Genomic DNA, 21,202 nt, shown 5'->3' with positions numbered 1-21,202 from the left:
CCTTAGCGGGTGCGCAGGCGCTCGATGTCGGCCCGCAGGTCGTTGGCCCAGGTGCGGCGGTCGCGCCCCTGGTCCCGTTGCGGTTCACCGTAGCGCACCACGGCCTGCAGGCCGTCGGCATTGAGGGTGGCCCAGATCGAACCGACCAGGGTGGTGTCGCCCACGAACACCGGCGCCGGGTGCGGCTCGCCGGTGTCGCGCTGCACGAAACGCAGGGCGATGGGCAGCACCGGTGCACGCGCCGCGATGGCCGCCTGCAGCAGGTTGGCGTGGAACGGCAGCAGGGCCCGGCCGTCACCCGTGGTGCCCTCGGGGAACACCGTCAGCACATCCCCCAGCTCCAGCCGCTCGGCCATGTGGTGCACCATGCGCATGGCCGCGCGGCGGTTGCCGCGTTCGAGGTAGAGCGTGCCCGCGCCGGTGATGAGCGAGCCCAGCAGGGGCCAGTGCTCGGCGTCGGCCTTGGAAACGAAGCGGCTCGGGCGCGCGGCGTTCATCACCAGGATGTCCAGCCACGACATGTGGTTGGCCACCTGCAGCAGCGGGCCGTGTTCGGGCGGTGTGCCCTCCACCACCAGCTCCACGCCCATGATGAGCAGCATGCGGCGCGTCCACTCGCGCACCAGCAGCTCGGTCTGCGGCGGGGTCAGGCGGCCGAACTCGGTGCGGATGGTCCACAGCCCGCGCACCACGTGCGCCGTGGCCCGCAGAGCACGCCAGAGCGCGCGCAAGGGTTTCACGCGTGCGCGGCCTCGGCCTGCTGGTAGGCGATCTGCCCGCCCACCAGCGTGGCGTGCACGCGCACCGGCAGCTCATGGCCACCGAAGGGGGTGTGTTTGCCCTGGCTGCGCAGCGCCTCGGGGCGCACCGCCCAGGCGCTGTTCGGGTCGAAGATGCACAGGTCGGCGACACCGCCGACGGCGATGCGGCCCACGCTGGCCTGCAGCGTGCCCAGGCTCGCGCCCAGCACCGACTGCGGGCCGACGGTGAGCACGCCCAGCGCCTGCATCAGGCCCAGGCCGTCCTGCTGCGCCCACGTGCAGGCCAGGCCCAGCAGCAGCTCCACCGCCGTGGCGCCCGGCTCGGCCTCGGCAAACGGCAGCGTCTTGGCGTCGCTGTCCACCGGGTTGTGGTCGGACACCAGCGCATCGACGGTGCCGTCGGCCAGGCCGGCGCGCAGCGCGTCGCGGTCGCGCTGCTGGCGCACCGGCGGCTGCAGGCGCAGGCGGCTGTCGTAGAAGCCGATGTCCACGTCGGTGAGGTGCAGGTTGTGCACGCTCACGTCGCAGGTGACGGGCAGGCCCTCTGCCTTGGCCTGGCGCACCAGCGCCAGACCGGCCGCGCTGCTGATGCGGCAGAGGTGGACGCGCGCGCCCTGGCCACTGCCCTTGGCGCTGCGCATCAGCTCGAACAGCGTGTGCAGCGCGATGGTTTCGGCCGCCGCGGGAATGCCGGCCAGGCCCAGGCGCGTGGCCAGCGGGCCGCTGGCAGCCACGCCCTTGCCGAGCCAGAAGTCCTGCGGGCGCAGCCAGACGGTGTAGCCGAAGGTGGCGGCGTACTGCAGCGCGCGCTGCAGCACCTGCACGTTGACGATGGGCACCTCGGCCTGGCCGAAGCCGATGCAACCGGACTCGGTGAGTTCGGCCATTTCCGTGAGCACCTCGCCCTGCAGGCCGCGCGTGAGCGCACCCAGCGGGAACACGCGCGCCAGGTGCAGCTTCTCGGCGCGGAACTTGAGCATGTCCACCAGGCCGGGCTCGTCGAGCACCGGGTCGGTGTCGGGCGGGCAGACCAGCGAGGTCACCCCGCCGGCCACGGCGGCGGCCATTTCACTTTCCAGCATGCCGGCGTGTTCCTGGCCCGGTTCGCGCAGGCGCACCGCGAGGTCCACCAGGCCGGGCGCGACCACGCAGCCGCGGGCGTCGAGGGTGCGGTTGGCGTGAAAGTCGGGCGCCACGTTGCCGATGGCGATGACGCGGCCGGCGGCGATCGCCACATCGGCGATCTCGTCGCGGCCACTGGCGGGGTCCATCACCCGGCCGTTCTGAATCAGGATTTTCATCTCGTTATGCCTCGTTCCCTGCAACGATGCCCATGACCGCCATGCGCACCGCGATGCCGTAAGTGACCTGCGGCAGGATCACGCTCTGCGGGCCGTCCACCACGGCCGAATCGATTTCCACGCCGCGGTTGATCGGGCCCGGGTGCATCACGATCGCGTCGTCCTTGGCCCAGCGCAGGCGCTCGGGCGTGAGCCCGAAGCTCTTGAAGTACTCCTGGCTCGACGGCAGCAGGGCGCCGCTCATGCGCTCGTTCTGCAGCCGCAGCGTGATCACCACGTCGCAGTCCTTGATGCCCTCTTCCAGCGTGTGGCACACGCGCACGCCCATGTGCGAGAGGTCGCTGGGCACCAGCGTGCGCGGGCCGACCACGCGCACGTCGGGGCAGCCCAGCGTGGTGAGCGCGTGGATGTCCGAGCGCGCCACGCGCGAGTGCAGCACGTCACCCACGATGGCCACCGAGAGCTGGGTGAAGTCCTTCTTGTAGTGGCGGATGGTGTACATGTCGAGCAGCCCCTGCGTGGGGTGGGCATGGCGCCCGTCGCCCGCGTTGACCACGTGCACGTGCGGCGCCACGTGCTGCGAGATCAGGTAGGGCGCGCCCGACTCGCTGTGGCGCACGACGAAGATGTCGGCCGCCATCGCGCTGAGGTTGGCGATGGTGTCGAGCAGCGACTCGCCCTTGGCGGTGGAGCTGCGCGCGATGTCGAGGTTGATCACGTCGGCGGAGAGGCGCGTGGCCGCGATCTCGAACGTGGTGCGCGTGCGCGTGCTGTTCTCGAAGAACAGGTTGAACACGCTCTTGCCGCGCAGCAGCGGCACCTTCTTGACCTCGCGGTTGCTCACGCTCGTGAAGTTGGCGGCGGTGTCCAGGATCTGCGTGAGGATGTCGCGCGACAGGCCCTCGGTGGAGAGCAGGTGAATCAGTTCACCGTTCTTGTTGAGCTGGGGGTTCTTGCGTTGCACGGTCAGGCTTCCTTGGTTTCCAGCACGAAGCTCAGGCGGCCGCTGTCGGCATCGCGCGCGAGTTCGAGTGAGCGGCCCGCCGGCACGTCCACGCGCGCGGCGCACAGGTTGGCCTCGATCGGCAGTTCGCGCCCGCCCCGGTCCACCAGCACCGCCAGGCGCACGCTGGCCGGGCGGCCGTAGTCGAAGAGTTCGTTGATCACGGCGCGCAGCGTGCGGCCGGTGTAGAGCACGTCGTCGATGAGCAGCACGTGCGCGCCGTTCACCTCGAAGGGCAGCACGGTCTGGGCGCTGGAGGCCAGGCCGCGCTGCGCGAAGTCGTCGCGGTGCATGCTCGACGAGATCACGCCCGCCGGCCCGCTCAGGCCCAGGTCGGCCTGCAGGCGCTCGGCCAGCCAGGCGCCGCCGGAGGTGATGCCGACCAGCACCACCGGGGCGGGCGATGCGACCAACAGCTGTTTCACCGCGCGCGCGAGCTCCGCGTAGAGCGCCTCGGCATCGGGCAGGTGGGAAGACAACGACGTCAAGGCAGGCTCCTCAAAAACTGTTCCAGGATGATGCAGGCCGATGCGGCATCGGCGTCTTTGGCCCCCAGGCTGTGGGCCTCGGTGGTGCTGTAGCGCTCATCCACCTCGAACACCGGCAGGCCGTGGCGCCCGCGCAGCTGGCGCGCGAACTTGAGCGCGCGCGCGGTGTTCTCGTGCGGGGCGCCGTCGGGGTGGTAGGGCACACCCACCACCAGGGCGTCGGGCTGCCATTCCTTCAGGCGCTGCGCGATCTGCGCGAAACGCGCGTCGCCTTCGGCGGCGATGGTGGGCTGCGGCGTGGCGCTGCGCGTGAGGCGGTTGCCCGTGGCCACGCCGGTGCGCTTGAGGCCGAAGTCGAACGCCAGAAACACCTGGCAATGCGCCGGGACTTCAATGGTCGTGGGCGCCGGTGCGTTCACGGTCATGCGTGACCTGCGTCAGGCGACAACATCCAGGGCTGCAGGCCCAGCAGGGCCATGGCGCGCTCGTAGCGCTCGGCCACCGGCGCGTCGAAGATCAGGTTGGGGTCGGCTTCCACCGTGAGCCAGCTGTTCTCGGTGATTTCCGATTCGAGCTGGCCCTGACCCCAGGAGGCGTAGCCCAGCGAGACGAACACGCGTCGCGGGCCGGCACCGGAGGCCATGGCCTCGAGCACGTCCTTGGAGGTGGTCATCTCCAGGCCACCCGGAATGGACAGGGTGGAGGCATACACCGACTCGCCCTCGCCCGAGACCGCCTCGTGCAGCACGAAGCCGCGCTCGGTCTGCACCGGGCCGCCCTGGAACACGGGCAAGGTGGCCAGGTCGTCGCGGCCCATGGGCAGGTCGACCTTCTCGAACAGGCGCGACAGCAGGATGTCGCTGGGTTTGTTGATCACCAGGCCCAGGGCGCCGCGCTCGCTGTGCTCGCACATGAACACCACGCTGCGGCCAAAAAGCTCGTCGCTGAGGCCGGGCATCGCAATCAGAAAATGATTGGTCAGGTTGATGGGGGCAAAATCAGCAGACATGGCGCGATTTTAAGCCGCCTACTCTGCTGGTCATTGCCCGGCAGGGGCAACCCCCGCCCTGGCCCATGAACAGCTACGACAAAGGTCTGATGTGGTTCCGCCGTGACCTGCGCGCCGAGGACAACGCCGCGCTGTACCACGCGCTCAAGGTGTGCCGCCGGGTCTGGTGCGTGTTCGTGTTCGACACCGACATCCTGGACGACCTGCAGGGACGCGGCCTGCGCGCCGACCGGCGAGTGGAGTTCATCCGCGAATCGCTGGTGGAGCTCGACGAACGGCTGCGCGCGCTGGGGCGCGAGCACGGTGTGGAGGGAGTGGGCCTGATCGTGCGGCATGCGCCGGCCGCGCGGGCGATTCCTGCGCTGGCCCAGCAGCTGGGCGTGCAGGCGGTGTTCGCCAACCACGACGACGAGCCCGCCGCCCTGGAGCGCGACGCCCGCGTGTTCGGCGACCTCGCGCACGCCGGCATCCTGCTGCACAGCCACAAGGACCACGTGATCTTCGAGCGGCGCGAGGTGCTCACGCAGGCTGGCCACGCCTTCGGCGTGTTCACGCCCTACAAGAACGCCTGGCTCAAGGCGCTCACGCCCTTTCACCTCAAGGCCTACCCGGTGGCCCGGTACGCGGGCACGCTGGCCGGCGTGCCGCCCGAACACGCCGCGCCCGTTCCCAGCCTGTCGGACATCGGTTTTGAACCCACCAACCTCGCGCAACTGGCCCTGCCCCCCGGCGCCAGCGGGGCGCACGCGCTGTTCGAGGATTTCGTCGACCGCATCGACCGCTACGAGGGCGCGCGCAACTTCCCCGCCGTGAAGGGACCGAGCTACCTGAGCGCCCACCTGCGCTTCGGCACCATCTCGATCCGCCACCTCGCCTCGGTGGCCTACCAGATGCACCTGCAGGGCATGGCGGGCGCGAGCACCTGGCTGTCCGAGCTGGTCTGGCGCGACTTCTACCACCAGGTGCTGGCCAACTTCCCGCACGTGGTGGACAAGGCCTTCAAGCCCGAGTACGACGCCATCAAGTTCGAGCATGGCAAACACGCCAGGGAGCAATTCGCAGCCTGGTGCGAGGGTCGCACCGGCTACCCGCTGGTCGATGCGGCCATGGCCCAGATCAACCAGACCGGCTACATGCACAACCGGCTGCGCATGGTGGTGGCCAGTTTCCTGGTGAAGGACTTGGGGCTGCACTGGCAATGGGGCGAGCGCTACTTTGCCGACCATCTGATCGACTTCGACCTCGCGGCCAACAACGGCGGCTGGCAGTGGGCCAGCTCCAGCGGCTGCGACGCCCAGCCCTGGTTCCGCATCTTCAACCCGGTGACGCAGAGCGAGAAGTTCGACCCGCACGGCAAGTTCATCCGGCGCTACCTGCCGCAGCTCGCCGGCCTGCCGGACGCGGCGATCCACGCGCCCTGGAAGGCCAACGAGATCGAGCTGGCGGCCGCCGGGCTGGTGCTGGGCGAGGGCTACCCGCCACCGATCGTGGACCACGCGGTGGCGCGCGAGCGCACGCTGCTGCGCTACGCCGTCGTCAAACAGCCGGGCAAGACGCCCCGCTGAGCATCAGGCTTCCGCCGCCGCCTTGGCGTAGTGGCCGATCAGGGCCAGCAGCTCGTCTTCCGAGTACGGCTTGCCAAGGTAGTGGTCCACCCCGAGTTCGCGCGCGTGCTCGCGGTGTTTCTCCGCGATGCGCGAGGTGATCATGATCACCGGCAGGTCGGACAGGCGCACGTCGCTGCGGATGTTGCGCACCAGGTCGAACCCGTCCATGCGCGGCATCTCGATGTCGGACAGCACCACGGTCGGGCGTTCGGCCTGCAGCTTCTCCAGCGCCTGCAGGCCGTCGGCCGCCAGCGTCACGCGGTAGCCCTCGCGCTGCAGCAGGCGCTGCGTCACGCGGCGCACGGTGATGGAGTCGTCCACCACCAGCACCAGAGGCACCGTGTTCACTTCCGCGGCGCTCTGCGCCAGCGCATCGCCCGACGACGCGGCCTGCGGCGCCGCGCTGCGCTGGTTCGCCACCCACTCGGCCACCTGGGCGCCGTACACGGTGGACAGGGCCACCGGGTTGTAGATCAGCGCGACCGCGCCCGAGGCCAGCACCGACATGCCCGCCAGACCCGGCAGGCGCGAGAGCTGCGAACCCAGGTTCTTGACCACGACTTCCTGGTTGCCCAGCACTTCGTCCACGTGCAGGGCCACGCGCTGCGCCGCGCTTCGGAAGATCACCACCGGCTGCGTGCGGCCGTGCACCTCGGTCGATCGCGGCGAGGACTGCAGCAGCGCACCGGACCAGTAGAACGGCACGTCCTCGCCCGCCACGTTGAGGTGGCCGCTGGCGTAGGCCTTGGCGAGGTCCTCGTTGCCCAGGCGGCGCACCACCTCGACCAGGTTGGACGGCACACCCACGGTGAGCCCGCCCGCGCGCAGCATCACCACCTGGGTGACGGCGGTGGTCAGCGGCAGCACCAGCTTGAAGCTGGTGCCCTGCCCGGCCTGCGTGGCGGTTTCGATGCGGCCACCCAGGGCGACCACGTCGTTGCGCACCACGTCCATGCCGATGCCGCGGCCGGCCAGTTCGGACACTTCGCGCGCCGTGCTGATGCCCGGCTCGAAGACGAGCTGGGCGGCTTCTTCGTCGCTGAGCTGCGTGCCCGGCGGGATCAAGCCCTGCGCCTGGCCCTTTTCGCGCAGCCGCACGAGGTCGAGTCCGGCGCCGTCGTCGGTGAACACCAGCGACACGTCGTTGAGTTCATGGCCCAGCACGATTTCGATCTGGCCTTCGGCCGGCTTGCCGGCCTGCTGGCGCCGCTCGGGCACCTCGATGCCGTGGGCCACGCTGTTGCGCAGCAGGTGCTCGAAGGCGGCGGTCATGCGGTCGAGCACGCCCCGGTCCATTTCGATGTTGCCGCCAGTGATGTCCAGCCGCACCTGCTTGCCGGTTTCCTTGGAGGCCTGGCGCACCACGCGGTACAGGCGCTCGGAGATGCCCTCGAATTCCACCATGCGCGTGCGCAGCAGGTCGCGCTGCAGCTCGCGCGTCTGGCGCGCCTGCGCGACCAGGCTGTCTTCGGTGGCTTCCACCGCGCGCTGCAGGTTGCGCTGCACGGTGGCCACGTCGTTGACCGACTCGGCCATCATGCGGGTGAGTTCCTGCACGCGGGTGAAGCGGTCGAATTCCAGCGGGTCGAACGACTGGTCGGCGTCGCGCGCCTGGGCCAGCCGCGACTGCATCTGGGTCTCGGCCTGCAGCTCGATGTCGCGCAGCTGGCCGCGCAAGCGGTCCAGGTTGCCTGTGAGGTCCTTGAGCGAGCCGCGCAGGGTCACCAGCTCGGACTCCATGCGCGAGCGCGTGATCATCACCTCGCCGGTCTGGTTGACCAGTCGGTCCAGCAGCTCGGGGCGCACGCGCACGGCGGCACCGGCACGGGCCTGCAGCACGGCCGGCGCCTGCGGCAGCGGGATGCCGGACAGGCCCCCTTGCGTGGCGGTGGCAGCGGCATCGGCTGCCTCCGGCGCGGCGGCGGCCGGCACCGGCCGGGCGGGCACGGACTCGGGCACCGGCGGCACGATGTCGATGATCTGGGCGTCGGCGTTGCGCAACTGCTCGAAGCGCGCGCTGATGGCGTCGAAGGCGGTCTGCAGGGCTTCGAGGTCGGCGCCCCGCTGAAGATCGGAGCCCAGCCGCTCGGCGGCGGTTTCCATGCGGTGCGCCATCTCGCCCAGGCGCAGGGCGCCGGCCAGGCGCGCGCTGCCCTTGAGCGTGTGCAGGTTGCGCAGCACCTCGGCGCGCGCGCTGCCGTTGTCGGGGCGCGCCACCCACTGGCGCAGGGCGCCATCGAGCTGGGGAATGAGTTCCTGGGCTTCTTCGGCAAAGATCGGGAACAGGTCGACGTCGACGGTGTCGGTCACGTCGATGTCGTCGTCGATGTCCTGCACCGCCTCGTGCGCGCGGCGGATGTCGGCGTGCGGTGCGGTGAAGGCGGTGACGTGTTCGGCCCGGTCGGGCACCTCGAAACCGGTCAGGGCCAGCACCGGCGCGCTGTCGTCCTGGGCCACCGCTGCCTCGGCAGGCGGCTCGAAGACGGGTTCGGGCTCGGGCTCGGCCGGCACGAACTCGGGCTGCGGGTCGTGCACCACGCGGTACAGCGCCTCCATCAGCTCGGCGTTGGGCTCCTTGAGGAAGCCGGCGGCGAACTGGTGCAGCAGGCGGCGGATGTCGTCCGAGGCCTCGACGAACAGCTGGGCCTGGCCGGCGGTCGCCGCGTGCCCAGCGTGCTGGTGAGAAGCCACCGAGCCGATCGCGTGCTCCAGGGCGCGCGCGATGTCGGACAGCGAATCGAAGCCCACCGTGGCCGAACTGCCGGCCAGCGAATGCGCCAGCGCCTCGGCCTGTTCGGGCACCGGTTCGTGGCGCTCCAGCGCCCACTCGGTCAGCACGGTGTTGAGGCGGCGGGACCATTCGTCCGCCTCGTTGAGGTAGACGTTGTACAGCTTGAGGCCGATGCGCAGCGGACCGATGACCTTGGTCTGTTCGTCGGGAATCGCCTCGGGCTCGGGCAACACGACCGGCTCGACCGACTGCACGACCTCCAGGGCCACGCTGTCCTCTTCGGGCACCACCTCGGGGATCACTTCAGGGGTGGCCTCGATGAATTCGGCCACCGGCTCAGCCACGACCTCGGGCTCGGCCGTCGTCTCGGCCGGCTCGGTCTGCGCGGTCGACGACAACGCCGCCAGGCTGCCGAAATCGATGTCGGCCAGCAGCGGTTCGGCGTCCGGGGACAGCTCCGCCGCCGGGAGCTCGACCGGTGCATCCACCACCGGGAAGTCCGGCACGGGCTCGACCGGCACCGCCGCAGCCGCAGCCGCAGCCGCGGCCACGGCATCCAGATCGAGGTCGAACGAAGGCGCGGCCACGGCATCCGCCACGGGCGCTTCCTCGGTCGGCGGCGGTTCGTACACGGCCGCTTCCAGCGGCACGGGTGCGGACACGGTCGCCTCCACGTCCGGCGACGCCAGCGGCAGGTACTGCCCCTGGTCGCGCAGCGCCTCGGCACTGGCGCGGAAGGGCAACGAACGCCAGGGCACGGCGCGGCGCGCCGAGATGTCGTCCACCCAGCGCCCGAATTCCGTCATGGCCTCGCCCGCCAGCGTGAGCAGGGGCGGGCTGGCAGGCCGCTGTTCGGCCAGCACGGTGTTGAGCAATTGCTCCATGGCCCAGGCCGCTTCGCCGAACTCGTCCAGGCCGACCATGCGCGAACTGCCCTTGAGCGTGTGGAACGCCCGGCGCAGGGTGGTGAGGTGCTCCAGATCGCTGGGCTGCACCTGCAGGTGCGACACGGCTTCCAGGCCGTTGGCCACCACCTCGCGGGCCTCTTCCAGGAAGATGTCGAGCAGGTCGTCTTCGTCGTTGTCGGCCTCCGGCGGTGCCGGCGGCTCCGGCTCGTGCGCGGGAAGGGACGACGCGGACAGACCCACCAGGGCCTGCGCGCCGGCGGCGGCATCGTCCTTGACCACCGCCTCGGCCGCTTCGCGCGCGGCGCGCGCCACGCCCGATTGCTCGGCCAGCGAGGCCTGGTCCGCCAGCGAATCGAGTTGCTCGCTCAGATCGACCAGGCTCAGGCCACCCTGCACGCTGTCGACCACGCGCTGCACGCCGTCGCTGATGGCTTGCGCCTCTTCCTGGGCCGGCTGGTGCGCGCTGCCGGTGCCCACCGTGCGGCCCATCAGGGGCAGCAGCTCGCCTTTCTCCTCGTCGAACACGAAGAGCTTCTTGGCCAGCGTGGGCTGGTAGTTGAGCATGTCGACCAGGAAACTCATCGCGCTGAGGTTGTTGCCCAGCTGCTGGAAGGTGCCGGCCTCGCGCGCCAGGGCCTCGTCCACTTCGGTGTCGAGGATCTGGTCCACCGCGTTGCGCATGCGGGCCACGGTGAGCACGGCCTGCTCCAGCCCCAGCACGGAAAGCACGCCGCGCATCTGCCCCAGTTGGGACACCGCCACGTGCAGACCAGCCTTCTCCTGCGGGTTGCGGAAGAACTGGTCGAGTGATTTTTCCGCCTCGCCCAGCGAGGCCTTGAGTTCGCCGACCACGCTGCCCATGGTCTGGCGGTCGCTCACGCGCCGGTACAGCTGCTCCATCCAGACGTCCAGCGGCTGCGCGGGCCGCCCGGCGAGCACGCCTTCCAGGCGTTCGGCCAGGGCCTGCATGCGCTCGGTCAGCTCGGGTGCACCGGGATCGAAATCTTCAAAGGCCGCTTCCAGGTACAGCGTGGTGGTGGCGACTTCCATCGCCAGTTCGGGGCGCACATTCCCGGCTTCCTGCACCGCCTGGTCGGCGGCTTTCACCAGGGCCTGGGCCAGCACGGTGCTGGCCGGGTGCAGCTTGAGCAGCGAATCGCCGATCAGGCTGAACTGGTCGGCGACCTGCCGCGCGCGGCTGTTGTCGCCGCCGGAGTACAGAGACCAGACTTCCTTGGCCGTGTGGATGCGCTTGCGGGCCTGCGCGAGCACCGCCGGGTCGTAGCGGCCCAGCGTGGCCTGGTGGTAGTCCACCGGCGGCAACTCGCCCAGGCCGAAGGCCTCGCGCACCGCCGCCAGGTGGGGCGTGGCGGTGGCGGAGACGGACGCCGGCTGGGCACAGAAGAACAGCAGGTCGTGCAGCAGGGTCTCCGACACCTGGGCCTTGCCCTGGCTGAGGTTGACGAACTGCAGCAGGATGCGCGAGGTCGCGCGCTTGACGTAGACGTCGGGCGGCAGCAGGTGGTTGGCCACCGCCTCGAAGTAGGCAGCCGCCACGCGCCAGAACGTGCGCGCGCGGGCGTCGGCCGCGCCGGCAGACAGACCGCCGCTGAGCTTGGCCAGCTGCTGGGCAGCGGCCACGCTTTGGGTCTTGACGACCAGCAGCACCAGGCGGTCGAACAGCGAGCGCACGGCCGCGCTGGACTCGAGCGGCGTGACGCCGGCCGGCGCGCCGACTTCCTTGCCCCGGTGCTCGAAGGGCCACAGGTCGGCCGGGTGCACGCGCTCGGCCGCCGCCAGCTCCTGCACCTCGCGGTACTGGGCGAACAGCGCCACCGGCTGGATCGGCTTGTTGTTGAGCACCGCCTCCAGGTATTCGATCAGCGCGAAGCTGGCCCGCTCCACCTTGCCCGCGGCTTCTTCGGTGCAGGTGTTCGGTCGCTGCACGAAGCGCTGCACGGCCGCTTCCATGGCACGCAGGACCTGGGCCGGCGAGGTCAGCCCCACCATCTCCAGCGCGCCCACGGCCTGGTGCAGTTGCTGGCGCGCCAGCCGCAGGGAGCCGGGGTCCACCGCCTCCAGGTCGTTGTTGCGCGACAGTTCGGTTTCGCGCACGAAGCGCTTGATGGCCTTGTTGGCACCGTCGAGCGATTTGCGCAGTTCCTCGAAAACCCAGGCCAGGGGGCCGAGGTCGGCGACCGGCGCGTCCGCTGGCAGGCTGTCGGTGTCGATGGCGGAGTCGAGCATGTTGTTCCCGTGGGTTGACGCGGGCGCTGACCGAGGTCAGGCGATCTTGAATCGGGCCACCGACTGGCGCAGCTCCTCGGCCATGGCCGAGAGTTCACGCACCTGCTGGGCCGTGGAACGCGTGCCTTCGCCGGTCTGCTCGGTCACGGCAAAGATGTGCTGGATGTTGCCGGCCACCTCGTTGGCCGAATCGGCTTCGCGGGACGCGGCATCGGAAATCTGCTCGATCAGCTCGGCGAGGCGGCGCGACACGCGGTCGATCTCCGACAGCGCGGTACCGGCGTTGTCCGACAGCTTGGCCCCTTCGACCACACCCTGCGTGGAGCGCTCCATGGCGGCCACCGCGTCCTGCGTGTCGGTCTGAATCGCCTTCACCAGCGCCGAGATCTGGCGCGTGGCATCGGCGGAGCGTTCGGCCAGCCGCTGCACTTCTTCCGCCACCACCGAGAAGCCTCGACCGGCTTCACCGGCCGACGCGGCCTGGATGGCGGCGTTGAGGGCCAGCACGTTCGTCTGTTCGGTAATGTCGGAAATCAGCTCCGTGATTTCACCGATCTCCTGCGACGATTCGCCCAGCCGCTTGATGCGCTTGGAGGTTTCCTGGATCTGGTCGCGGATGGCGTTCATACCGCCGATGGCGTCCTGCACCGCCTGCAGGCCCGACTCGGCGGCCTGCAGCGAGGCACGGGCCACCGTGGCCGACTCCTGCGCCTGACCCGACACCTGGTTGATGCGCTGCGCCATGTCCAGCACCGACTGGCCGGTTTCGCGGATCTCGCGCAGCTGTTCGGTGGACGCCGCCAGCAGCTCGGTCGAGGTGCTTTCCACCGCCGACGTGGTTTGCGCCACGCGGGTGGCCGTGGCCTGCACGTTGCCCACCAGCGATCGCAGTTCCTCCACCGTGTAGTTCACCGAGTCGGCGATGGCGCCGGTGATGTCTTCCGTCACCGTGGCTTCCTGCGTCAGGTCGCCTTCGGCCACCGTCTGCAGTTCGTTCATCAGGCGAAGAATGGCCGCCTGGTTGGCGTCGTTGACGCGCTTGGCGTCCTGCTGTTGCGACTCGGCCGCGAGCCGCTGCGATTCCGCCACCGACTGGCGCTGGCGGCTGTCCAGCAGCTGCACGTAGGCCAGACCGCCGGCGCACAGCAGGGCAAACAGGGCCGAGAGCGCCAGGGCTGCCAGCTGGCCGCCGCCCAGGCCGGAGCGCGAGGACAGGTCGCCCTGCAGCTTCTCCAGGCTCAGGCGCAGGGGTTCGCTGTCGGCAATGATGCCGGCCTGCGCTTCGCGCGCCGACACCAGGCCCTGCAGGTTGCCCAGAATGGCGCCGGCTTCGACGCGCGTGGCTTCGTACAGCTTGAGCAGGGCCTCCAGGCGCTCGCGCACCTGGGGATCGCGCGCGGCGGCCAGGCGCAGTTCGTCGCTGCCCTTGAGCAGGCCTTCGGCGATTTCCTTGAAGGTGTTCAAGTCCTTGCCCAGCAGGAACACCGCCTCGGGGCTCACACCTTCCATAGTCAGGAACTCGTTGGCCGACTTGCCGATGCGCTGGGTCAACATCACCAGCTGGCCCGAAGCGGAAATCTCGGCCGCGGGCGCGTTCTGTTGCAGCTTCAACGAGGAGACCGTCTCGGCGATCTCCAGCAGATCGGACGATTGGCGGTTGATCGTGCGCAGGGCGTTGCCCACCTGGGTCAGGATGTTCTGCTGCGCCAGCACCGCCGCGGCATTGCGTTCGGCCTGATCCACCTTGGGCAGGATCGCGTCGAGCTCTTCCGAGTACTCGGTGCCCAGGGCGTCGAGCGACATCTCGCTGTCGCCGCCCTTGAGGCCGCGCAGGGCGCGGGCCATCACGGTCGAGCTGTCGCGCACTTCGGGGAATGCCGCCGGGCTGCCGATCAGCGCCTGCGAGACGCTCTTGGCCAGCCGCTGCGACTGCATCAGGGCCTGGCCGCTGGCGGCCACCTGCTGACCCACCTTCTCCGTCTGGGTCAGTGCATAGAGCGTCACGCCGCCCAGCGCCACCAGGCCAAGCGCGAGCAGGATGGCCAGCGTGCGCTGGTGCTGCTCGGCGGGTTTGCTGCCCAGCAGCGGCAGGGTCACCTCGCCGCTGAGGTCGGTGCTGTCCTCATCCACCATCGCATTGCCGACGAGTCCTTCCGACGCCAGCGTCGGCGCCAGACGGGCCGCCGCGAGTTCGGCGACCTCCTGGTCGGTGGCATTGGAAAGGTCGGGTTCGTCGCCGGCTTTTTTCTTGAAAAGACCCTGGAATCGATCAAGCATAGCCATGTAAAAACCTTCCAACTGAAAACAGAATGACAAAAGGACCCCATGCGGTCCGCGGGTTCAAGCTTCAGGCGGCGATCGCCAGAAATTCGGGCTCGGCCACCAGCATCTGCAGATCCAGCTCCTGCCAGGCCTGGCCCTGGGCATCGACCAGCGAGCGGGTGAAATACGAAGGCGCACCCTCGGGATTGGTCCCGAGCGCGGTGAACATGGAGGGGTTGCGCAGACCGAGCAGGCGGTCGATCCAGATCACGGCATTGAAGCCGAGCGCGGTGTGCAGGCTGACCAGGCGCGACTCGGAGGTCACGCGCTCGCCACTCTGCGAAGGAAGTGCCTGGGCCGAAGACCCGACCAGCCGGGCCAGGTCGATCACGCCGTGCAGGCCGCCGCGCAGGCTGGCGACCCCGGCGTACCAGGGCTTGGTGTAAGGCACGCGCTGCAGCGCGGACCAGGGGAAAATTTCACCGGACTGCACCAGAGGGAGCAGGTAGCGCCGGTCACCGGCTTCCACCGCCAGCCAGGTGGCGGTCACGGCCTCGGTCTTGGCGGCTGTCAAACGCTGGGCCAATCGTTCCTGGAGTTCCTTGAGTGATTGACGTTTGGCCATGCTCGGTGCGATTCAGGTCGTTGGTGCGATCAACCCAGCGCGCGAATCTTCGACAACAGCTCTTCCGCGTTGACCGGCTTGGTCACGTAATCGCGTGCGCCCTGGCGCATGCCCCAGACGCGGTCGGTCTCCAGATTTTTGCTCGTGCACATGACGATGGGAATGCTCGAATACTGAGGGTCCCGCGTGATGGCACGCGTGAGTTGAAACCCATTCTGACCGGGCATCACCACGTCCATCAGGATCAGGTCGGGCTTTTCCTCGCCAAGCCGACGGAAGGCCTCGTCCGCGTTCTCAGCGGTGGCGACGGTGTAGCCGTTTTTCCCCAGCAGATCGGACAGGACCAGCAACTCCGTTTTCGAGTCGTCCACCACGAGGATTTTCCGAATGGGCATCACACTGCTCCTGTCAGGTTGGCGCCGAACTGCTGCACCGCTTGCAGCAGTTGGTCTTTGGTAAAGGGTTTGGTGAGGTAGTCCTGCGAGCCGACCATGCGGCCGCGCGCCTTGTCGAAGACGCCGTCCTTGGACGAGAGCATGACCACCGGGATGCTGGCGAAGCGGGCGTTGCGCTTGATGATTGCGCAGGTCTGGTAGCCGTCGAGGCGCGGCATGAGGATGTCGCAGAACACCAGATCGGGCTGGTAGTCGTTGATCTTGGCGAGGGCGTCGAAGCCGTCATCGGCGAGCAGCACCTCGTGCCCACCCTGCTTGAGGAAGATCTCGGCACTGCGGCGGATGGTATTGCTGTCGTCAACCACCAGGACTTTGAGGGCAGGCGTTGTGCTCACGTTTCACTAGCTCCAGAGGGTGGGACAGAACGAGGAAAGCGAGACCGGAGAAATACCCCTACCGGGTTCGCCTGGACACCATCAAGCGCGCAGATCCCAACCTCAGATCTGCACCATCTCAAAATCTTCTTTTCGGGCGCCGCACTCGGGACAGGTCCAGTTCATCGGCACCTCAGCCCAGGGGGTGCCGGCGGCCACGCCATGCTCGGGTGCGCCGGCGGCTTCGTCGTAAATCCAGCCGCAGATCAGGCACATCCAAGTCTTCGATTCGGTCATGGTTATAGGGGGCATTGTCTTAGAATGCAAGCATTGTATCGAGCGACCTGCGCCGCTCCGCAAGCCAGTTGGACCGGCTGTCGATCGCGTTTGGCGCCCTGCGCAAACCACCCTCGGGTGACCCGCGCCGCAACCCCTTCCCCCCCACCGTACCCATGCCCGATACACCCGCAACTTCCGAGCCCGCATCGGGCGAGAAGCCCGGCGAGATTTCCCTGCCCTGCGTGCTGACCTTCAATGCCAGCGACCCCAGCGGCGCGGGCGGCCTGAGTGCGGACATCACGGCCATGTCGAGCGCGTCCACGCACGTGCTGCCCATCGTGACGGGCGCCTACGTCCGGGACACCTCCGACATCCACGACCACTTTGCCTTCGACGAAGAGGCGGTGGCCGACCAGGCGCGTTGCGCCCTGGAAGACATGCCGGTGCAGGCCTTCAAGGTCGGCTTCGTGGGCAGCCCCGAGAACCTGAGCGTGATCGCGGAGATCACCACCGACTACAACGAGGTCCCGGTCATCACCTACATGCCCGACCTCTCCTGGTGGGACGAAATGGCGATCGACACCTACCTCGATGCCTGCGCCGAACTGCTGCTGCCGCAGACCACCGTGCTGGTGGGCAACCACAGCACGCTGTGCCGCTGGCTGCTGCCAGAATGGGAAGGGGATCGCCCGCCGACCGCCCGCGAAGTGGCGCGCGCCGCCGCCGTGCACGGCGTGCCATACACGCTGGTCACCGGCTTCAATGCGGCCGACCAGTACCTCGAAAGCCACCTGGCCACGCCCGAGACGGTGCTGGCCACGGCGCGCTACGAACGCTTCGAGGCCACCTTCACCGGTGCCGGTGACACCCTCTCGGCCGCGCTGTGCGCGCTCATCGCCGGCGGCAGCGACCTGCAGGCGGCCTGCGCCGAGGCGCTCACCTACCTCGATCAATGCCTGGACGCGGGCTTCCAGCCCGGCATGGGACACGCCGTGCCCGATCGCCTGTTCTGGGCCCACGACGACATGGACGAGGAAGAAGAGCCCGCGCCCGGCGAGGGCACGCCCGACAGCACGCTCGACGCCGACGATTTCCCGCTCGACACCACCAGACATTGACTTTCGCTCCATGACCACCGACCGCAACCAGCAACTGTTCGACCGCGCCAAGGCGCTGATCCCCGGCGGCGTGAACTCGCCCGTGCGCGCCTTCCGCGCGGTGGGCGGCACGCCCCGTTTCGTGCAGCGCGCCCAGGGCGCCCATTTCTGGGACGCCAACGGCCAGCGCTACATTGACTACATCGGCTCCTGGGGCCCGATGATCCTGGGCCACGGCCACCCGGCGGTGGTCGAGGCGGTGCAGAAAGCCGTGCTGGAGGGTTTCTCGTTCGGCGCCCCGACCGAGCGCGAGGTCGAGCTGGCCGAGGCCATCGTCGAGCTGGTGCCCAGCATCGACATGGTGCGGCTGGTGAGCTCGGGCACCGAAGCCGGCATGAGCACCATCCGCCTGGCGCGCGGTGCCACCGGGCGCAAGAAGATCATCAAGTTCGAGGGCTGCTACCACGGCCATGCCGACGCCCTGCTGGTCAAGGCCGGCTCGGGCCTGGCCACCTTCGGCAACCCGACCAGCTCCGGCGTGCCGCCCGAAGTGGTGCAGCACACCCTCGTGCTCGAGTACAACAACCTCGAACAGCTCGAAGCCGCCTTCGCCGAGCACGGCCCCGAGGTGGCCTGCCTGATCATCGAGCCGATCGCGGGCAACATGAACTTCGTGCGCGCCAGCGTGCCGTTCATGAAGCGCTGCCGCGAGCTGTGCACGCAGCACGGCGCCCTGCTCGCCTTCGACGAGGTCATGACCGGCTTCCGCGTGGCGCTGGGCGGCGCGCAGAGCGTGTACGCCCAGCTCATTCCCGGCTTCGAGCCCGACATGACGGTGATGGGCAAGGTGATCGGCGGCGGCATGCCGCTGGCCGCCTTCGGCGCCAAGCGCGCGGTGATGGAACAGCTCGCACCGCTGGGCGGCGTCTACCAGGCCGGCACGCTCTCGGGCAACCCGGTGGCCACGGCCTGTGGCCTGGCCACCCTGAAAGAGATCCGCAAGCCCGGTTTCTACGACGCACTCGCGGCCACCACGCGCTCGCTGGTCGACGGCCTCAAGGGCGCTGCGGCGGCCGAGGGCGTGGCCCTGAGCGGCGACAGCGAAGGTGGCATGTTCGGCTTCTTCCTGTTCGACGAACTGCCGCAGAACTACGCCAAGGTGATGACCACCGACGGCCCGCGCTTCAACACCCTGTTCCACGGCCTGCTGGAGCGCGGCGTCTACATCGCACCGGCCCTGTACGAAGCCGGCTTCGTGAGCGCAGCCCACACGGCGAAGGACATCGAAGACACGGTGGCGGCGGCGCGCGAGGTGTTCAAGCAGCTGGCCCGCTGAGCGCAGGCCTCGGGTCAGTAGGCCCGGAAGAAGCGGGCGTGCTCCCGGTGCATGTGCGAACGCAGCGTCAGCCAGTCCTGCAACGCGGCCTGCGTCAGCGGTGACAGGTCTTGCGCGCACAGGTCGAAGGCGTCCCCGAGGCGCTTGAACTCGACATCGAGGTCGCGCTGCGGCGCCGGCGCATCCGGCATCGGGTTCATCGCAACGACGACATGGCCCAGGACCGCAATTTCTGCGATGAGGCGCCTTCGCTCCAGCATGAGGCGGCGGTGCATGGCCGAACGCCGGCGCGCACCGAAGCGGCGAAGCACGGGGTTTGAATCGCCGCTCTGCACGATCGCGAGGATCAGGTCGAGCTGCTCGATCAGGTGAATCCAGGGTTCGAGGCGAAAGCGCGCGGTGGAGGCGTCGGGCATCTTCTGCATGATGAGCATGCGGGTCTCCTGTTGTTCTTCTTGAATGGGCGAAACAAAGGCCACCCGAGGGTGGCCTTTGTCATGCACGCTGCATCAGCGGATCACGCGAGATCGAACCGATCGGCGTTCATCACCTTGGTCCAGGCGGCCACGAAGTCCTTGACGAGCTTCTCCTTGCCGCGCGCACTGGCGTACACCTCGGCATAGGCGCGCAGCACCGAGTTGGACCCGAACACCAGGTCGCTGCGGGTGGCCGTGTACTTCAACTGGCCGCTCTGGCGGTCCTTGCCCTCGAACAGCTCGGCGTCGGTGTCCTTCGCCGTCCACACCGTGTTCATGTTGAGCAGGTTGACGAAGAAGTCGTTGCTCAACGCCCCGACCTGGTCGGTGAACACCCCGTTCTGACCACCGTCGAAGTTGGCCCCCAGCACCCGCAGGCCGCCGACCAGCGCGGTCATCTCCGGCGCGGTCAGGGTCAGCAACTGGGCTTTGTCGACCAGCAACGCCTCGGTGGAGGCCGCGCTGCGGCCCTTCTTGTAGTTACGGAAGCCGTCGGCTTCGGGTTCAAGCACCTCGAAGGCCTCGACATCGGTCTGGTCCTGGCGGGCATCGACGCGGCCCGGCGCAAACGGCACCTCCACCGCCACGCCAGCGGCCTTCGCACCCTGTTCGACGCCGACCACGCCGGCCAGCACGATCACGTCGGCGAGCGACGCCTTGCCCGAGGCCTTCTGGATCTCGATCAGCCTGGGCAGCGCCTTCACCGCACGCTGGTTGACCGCCCAGTCCTTCTGCGGAGCGAGGGCGATGCGCGCGCCGTTGGCGCCGCCGCGCTTGTCACCGCCCCGGAAAGTGGATGCGGAGGCCCAGGCCACCGAGACCAGGTCGCCCACCGAGACGCCTGAGGCCGCGATTCTGGCCTTGAGGTCGGCGATGTCGGCGGCCGTGGGTTGGTGCGTGGCCGCCGGCAGCGGGTCCTGCCAGATCAGGTCTTCCTTCGGTACTTCCGGGCCAAGGTAACGCGCCTTCGGCCCCATGTCGCGGTGGGTCAGCTTGAACCAGGCGCGTGCGAAGGCTTCGGCGAAGGCCTGCGGGTCTTCCAGGAAGCGCCGGGAGATCTTGCCGAACTCCGGGTCGAAGCGCATCGTGAGGTCGGTGGTGAGCATCTTGGGCTTGTGGAACTGGCCCTTGATGTGCGCGTCGGGAATGATGTCCTCTGCGTCCTTGGCCACCCATTGCTTGGCACCGGCGGGGCTCTTCTCCATTTCCCATTCGTACTTGAACAGGTTCTCGAAGAAGTTGTTGCTCCACAGCGCGGGGGTCTTGGTCCAGGTCACTTCCAGGCCGCTGGAAACGGTGTCCTTGCCGAAGCCGGAACCGAAGTTGCTGGTCCAGCCCAGGCCTTGCGCTTCGATCGTGCCGCCCTCGGGTTCCGCGCCCTTGTGCGACTCGGGCGCCGCGCCGTGGGCCTTGCCGAAGGTGTGGCCGCCGGCGATGAGCGCGACGATCTCCTCGTCGTCCATGGCCATGCGGTAGAAGGTGGCGCGGATGTCCTTGGCCGCGGCCATGTAGTCGCCGCTGGCGTTCGGGCCTTCGGGGTTCACGTAGATCAGGCCCATGTGGGTCGCGCCCAGGCTCTTGACCAGCACGCGGTCGCCCTCAAAGCGCTGGTCGTCGCCCAGCCATTTGGTCTCGGCGCCCCAGCTCACGTCCATGTCGGGTTCCCACACGTCTTCGCGGCCGCCCGCAAAACCGAAGGTGCGAAAGCCCATGGACTCCAGCGCCACGTTGCCGGCGAGGATCATGAGGTCGGCCCAGGAAATCTGCTGGCCGTACTTCTGCTTGATCGGCCACAGCAGGCGGCGCGACTTGTCGATGTTGACGTTGTCGGGCCAGGAGTTGAGGGGCGCGAAGCGTTGCTGGCCGCGCCCGCCGCCGCCACGGCCGTCGGTGGTGCGGTAGGTGCCGGCCGAGTGCCACGCCATGCGGATGAACTGCGGGCCGTAGTGGCCGAAGTCGGCCGGCCACCAGTCCTGGCTGTCGGTCATCAGCTTGTTCAGGTCGGCCTTGAGCGCCTTGTAGTCCAGCTTCTTGAATTCTTCCGCGTAGTTGAACGATTCACCCAGCGGGTTGGACCGGGCCGAGTGCTGGTTCAGCACGTCCATGCGCAGTTGGTTGGGCCACCAGTCCTTGTTGGTGGTTCCGACGCCGGAACCGTGGTGGAAGGGGCATTGGGCTTCTGGGGCAGACATGGGTGTTCTCCTTTGTAGTGAGGGGGGACGTGAAGGGAGGCGGAACCGATCAATGCGCCAACGCCAGCGCGGCGAGGGCTTCGAGCCAGGAGGGACTGACCATGGGGGCTC

Annotated in this window: 17 protein-coding genes; 3 read left to right on the top strand and 14 right to left on the bottom strand. The window is 68.7% G+C overall.

The genetic code is table 11. The features are described 5' to 3' along the window. Window positions 1–2: 2 nt before the first annotated feature. The 6 genes from AC07ZS_RS19795 to AC07ZS_RS19770 are packed head-to-tail and all read right to left on the bottom strand — an operon-like array spanning window position 3 to window position 4,562. Entirely contained in the window at window positions 3–740 is a 738-nt protein-coding gene (locus tag AC07ZS_RS19795; RefSeq protein ID WP_494800241.1) for a lysophospholipid acyltransferase family protein, read from the bottom strand. Next, window positions 737–2,062, bottom strand: a complete 1,326-nt coding sequence (locus tag AC07ZS_RS19790) for a dihydroorotase (RefSeq protein ID WP_494800240.1) — start codon at window positions 2,060–2,062, stop codon at window positions 737–739. Before AC07ZS_RS19790 ends, AC07ZS_RS19795 begins: the two co-directional genes overlap by 4 nt. Window positions 2,063–2,066: 4 nt before the next feature. Next, the gene (locus tag AC07ZS_RS19785) at window positions 2,067–3,026 is read right to left on the bottom strand and encodes an aspartate carbamoyltransferase catalytic subunit (RefSeq protein WP_494800239.1); all 960 of its coding nucleotides are present in this window, start codon (window positions 3,024–3,026) and stop codon (window positions 2,067–2,069) included. Window positions 3,027–3,028: 2 nt separating this feature from the next. Beyond that, on the bottom strand, window positions 3,029–3,544 hold the full coding sequence (pyrR, locus tag AC07ZS_RS19780) for a bifunctional pyr operon transcriptional regulator/uracil phosphoribosyltransferase PyrR (RefSeq protein WP_494800246.1): 516 nt from the start codon (window positions 3,542–3,544) through the stop codon (window positions 3,029–3,031). A gap of 5 nt (window positions 3,545–3,549) precedes the next feature. Beyond that, complete coding sequence (ruvX, locus tag AC07ZS_RS19775) at window positions 3,550–3,978, bottom strand: Holliday junction resolvase RuvX (RefSeq protein WP_494800238.1); 429 nt, start codon at window positions 3,976–3,978, stop codon at window positions 3,550–3,552. Next, entirely contained in the window at window positions 3,975–4,562 is a 588-nt protein-coding gene (locus AC07ZS_RS19770) for a YqgE/AlgH family protein (RefSeq protein ID WP_494800237.1), read from the bottom strand. Before AC07ZS_RS19770 ends, ruvX begins: the two co-directional genes overlap by 4 nt. Window positions 4,563–4,627: 65 nt before the next feature. Between AC07ZS_RS19770 and AC07ZS_RS19765 the strand changes: the two genes are divergently transcribed. After that, the gene (locus AC07ZS_RS19765; protein ID WP_494800236.1) at window positions 4,628–6,127 is read left to right on the top strand and encodes a cryptochrome/photolyase family protein; all 1,500 of its coding nucleotides are present in this window, start codon (window positions 4,628–4,630) and stop codon (window positions 6,125–6,127) included. A 3-nt stretch (window positions 6,128–6,130) separates the two neighbouring features. Here the strand turns inward: AC07ZS_RS19765 and AC07ZS_RS19760 are convergent, their stop codons facing one another. From AC07ZS_RS19760 to AC07ZS_RS19735, 6 genes are all read right to left on the bottom strand, one after another. Next, window positions 6,131–12,055, bottom strand: coding sequence for a hybrid sensor histidine kinase/response regulator (locus tag AC07ZS_RS19760; protein ID WP_494800235.1), 5,925 nt, complete (start codon window positions 12,053–12,055; stop codon window positions 6,131–6,133). Window positions 12,056–12,091: 36 nt separating this feature from the next. Beyond that, window positions 12,092–14,338: a methyl-accepting chemotaxis protein gene (locus AC07ZS_RS19755; RefSeq protein WP_494800234.1), complete on the bottom strand. Its 2,247-nt coding sequence runs from the start codon at window positions 14,336–14,338 to the stop codon at window positions 12,092–12,094. A 64-nt stretch (window positions 14,339–14,402) separates the two neighbouring features. Continuing rightward, window positions 14,403–14,942, bottom strand: coding sequence for a chemotaxis protein CheW (locus AC07ZS_RS19750; RefSeq protein ID WP_494800233.1), 540 nt, complete (start codon window positions 14,940–14,942; stop codon window positions 14,403–14,405). A 29-nt stretch (window positions 14,943–14,971) separates the two neighbouring features. Next, window positions 14,972–15,337 (bottom strand): response regulator, encoded by a 366-nt coding sequence (locus tag AC07ZS_RS19745; RefSeq protein WP_494800232.1) that lies wholly within the window; start codon window positions 15,335–15,337, stop codon window positions 14,972–14,974. Then, window positions 15,337–15,732 carry a response regulator gene (locus AC07ZS_RS19740; protein ID WP_297397748.1) on the bottom strand — a complete coding sequence of 132 codons (396 nt, stop codon included), beginning with the start codon at window positions 15,730–15,732 and terminating at the stop codon, window positions 15,337–15,339. The genes AC07ZS_RS19745 and AC07ZS_RS19740 overlap by 1 nt, the downstream gene beginning before the upstream one ends. Before the next feature lie 102 nt (window positions 15,733–15,834). Continuing rightward, window positions 15,835–16,008, bottom strand: coding sequence for a rubredoxin (locus AC07ZS_RS19735; protein ID WP_494800231.1), 174 nt, complete (start codon window positions 16,006–16,008; stop codon window positions 15,835–15,837). 155 nt (window positions 16,009–16,163) lie between these two features. Between AC07ZS_RS19735 and thiD the strand changes: the two genes are divergently transcribed. Both thiD and hemL read left to right on the top strand, forming a co-directional pair. After that, window positions 16,164–17,108 (top strand): bifunctional hydroxymethylpyrimidine kinase/phosphomethylpyrimidine kinase, encoded by a 945-nt coding sequence (gene thiD, locus AC07ZS_RS19730; RefSeq protein ID WP_494800230.1) that lies wholly within the window; start codon window positions 16,164–16,166, stop codon window positions 17,106–17,108. A 10-nt stretch (window positions 17,109–17,118) separates the two neighbouring features. Then, window positions 17,119–18,423: a glutamate-1-semialdehyde 2,1-aminomutase gene (gene hemL, locus AC07ZS_RS19725; protein WP_494800229.1), complete on the top strand. Its 1,305-nt coding sequence runs from the start codon at window positions 17,119–17,121 to the stop codon at window positions 18,421–18,423. A gap of 14 nt (window positions 18,424–18,437) precedes the next feature. On the opposite strand, the gene AC07ZS_RS19720 is transcribed toward hemL, so the two are convergent. Together AC07ZS_RS19720 and katG are read right to left on the bottom strand one after the other, a co-directional pair. Beyond that, on the bottom strand, window positions 18,438–18,857 hold the full coding sequence (locus tag AC07ZS_RS19720) for a hypothetical protein (RefSeq protein ID WP_494800228.1): 420 nt from the start codon (window positions 18,855–18,857) through the stop codon (window positions 18,438–18,440). 83 nt (window positions 18,858–18,940) lie between these two features. Beyond that, on the bottom strand, window positions 18,941–21,091 hold the full coding sequence (gene katG / locus AC07ZS_RS19715; protein ID WP_494800227.1) for a catalase/peroxidase HPI: 2,151 nt from the start codon (window positions 21,089–21,091) through the stop codon (window positions 18,941–18,943). Window positions 21,092–21,202 lie beyond the last annotated feature (111 nt).

It is taken from the genome of Hydrogenophaga sp. GW456-12-10-14-TSB4 (assembly GCF_059424305.1).
This window is presented reverse-complemented; position numbering and strand designations above follow the sequence as displayed.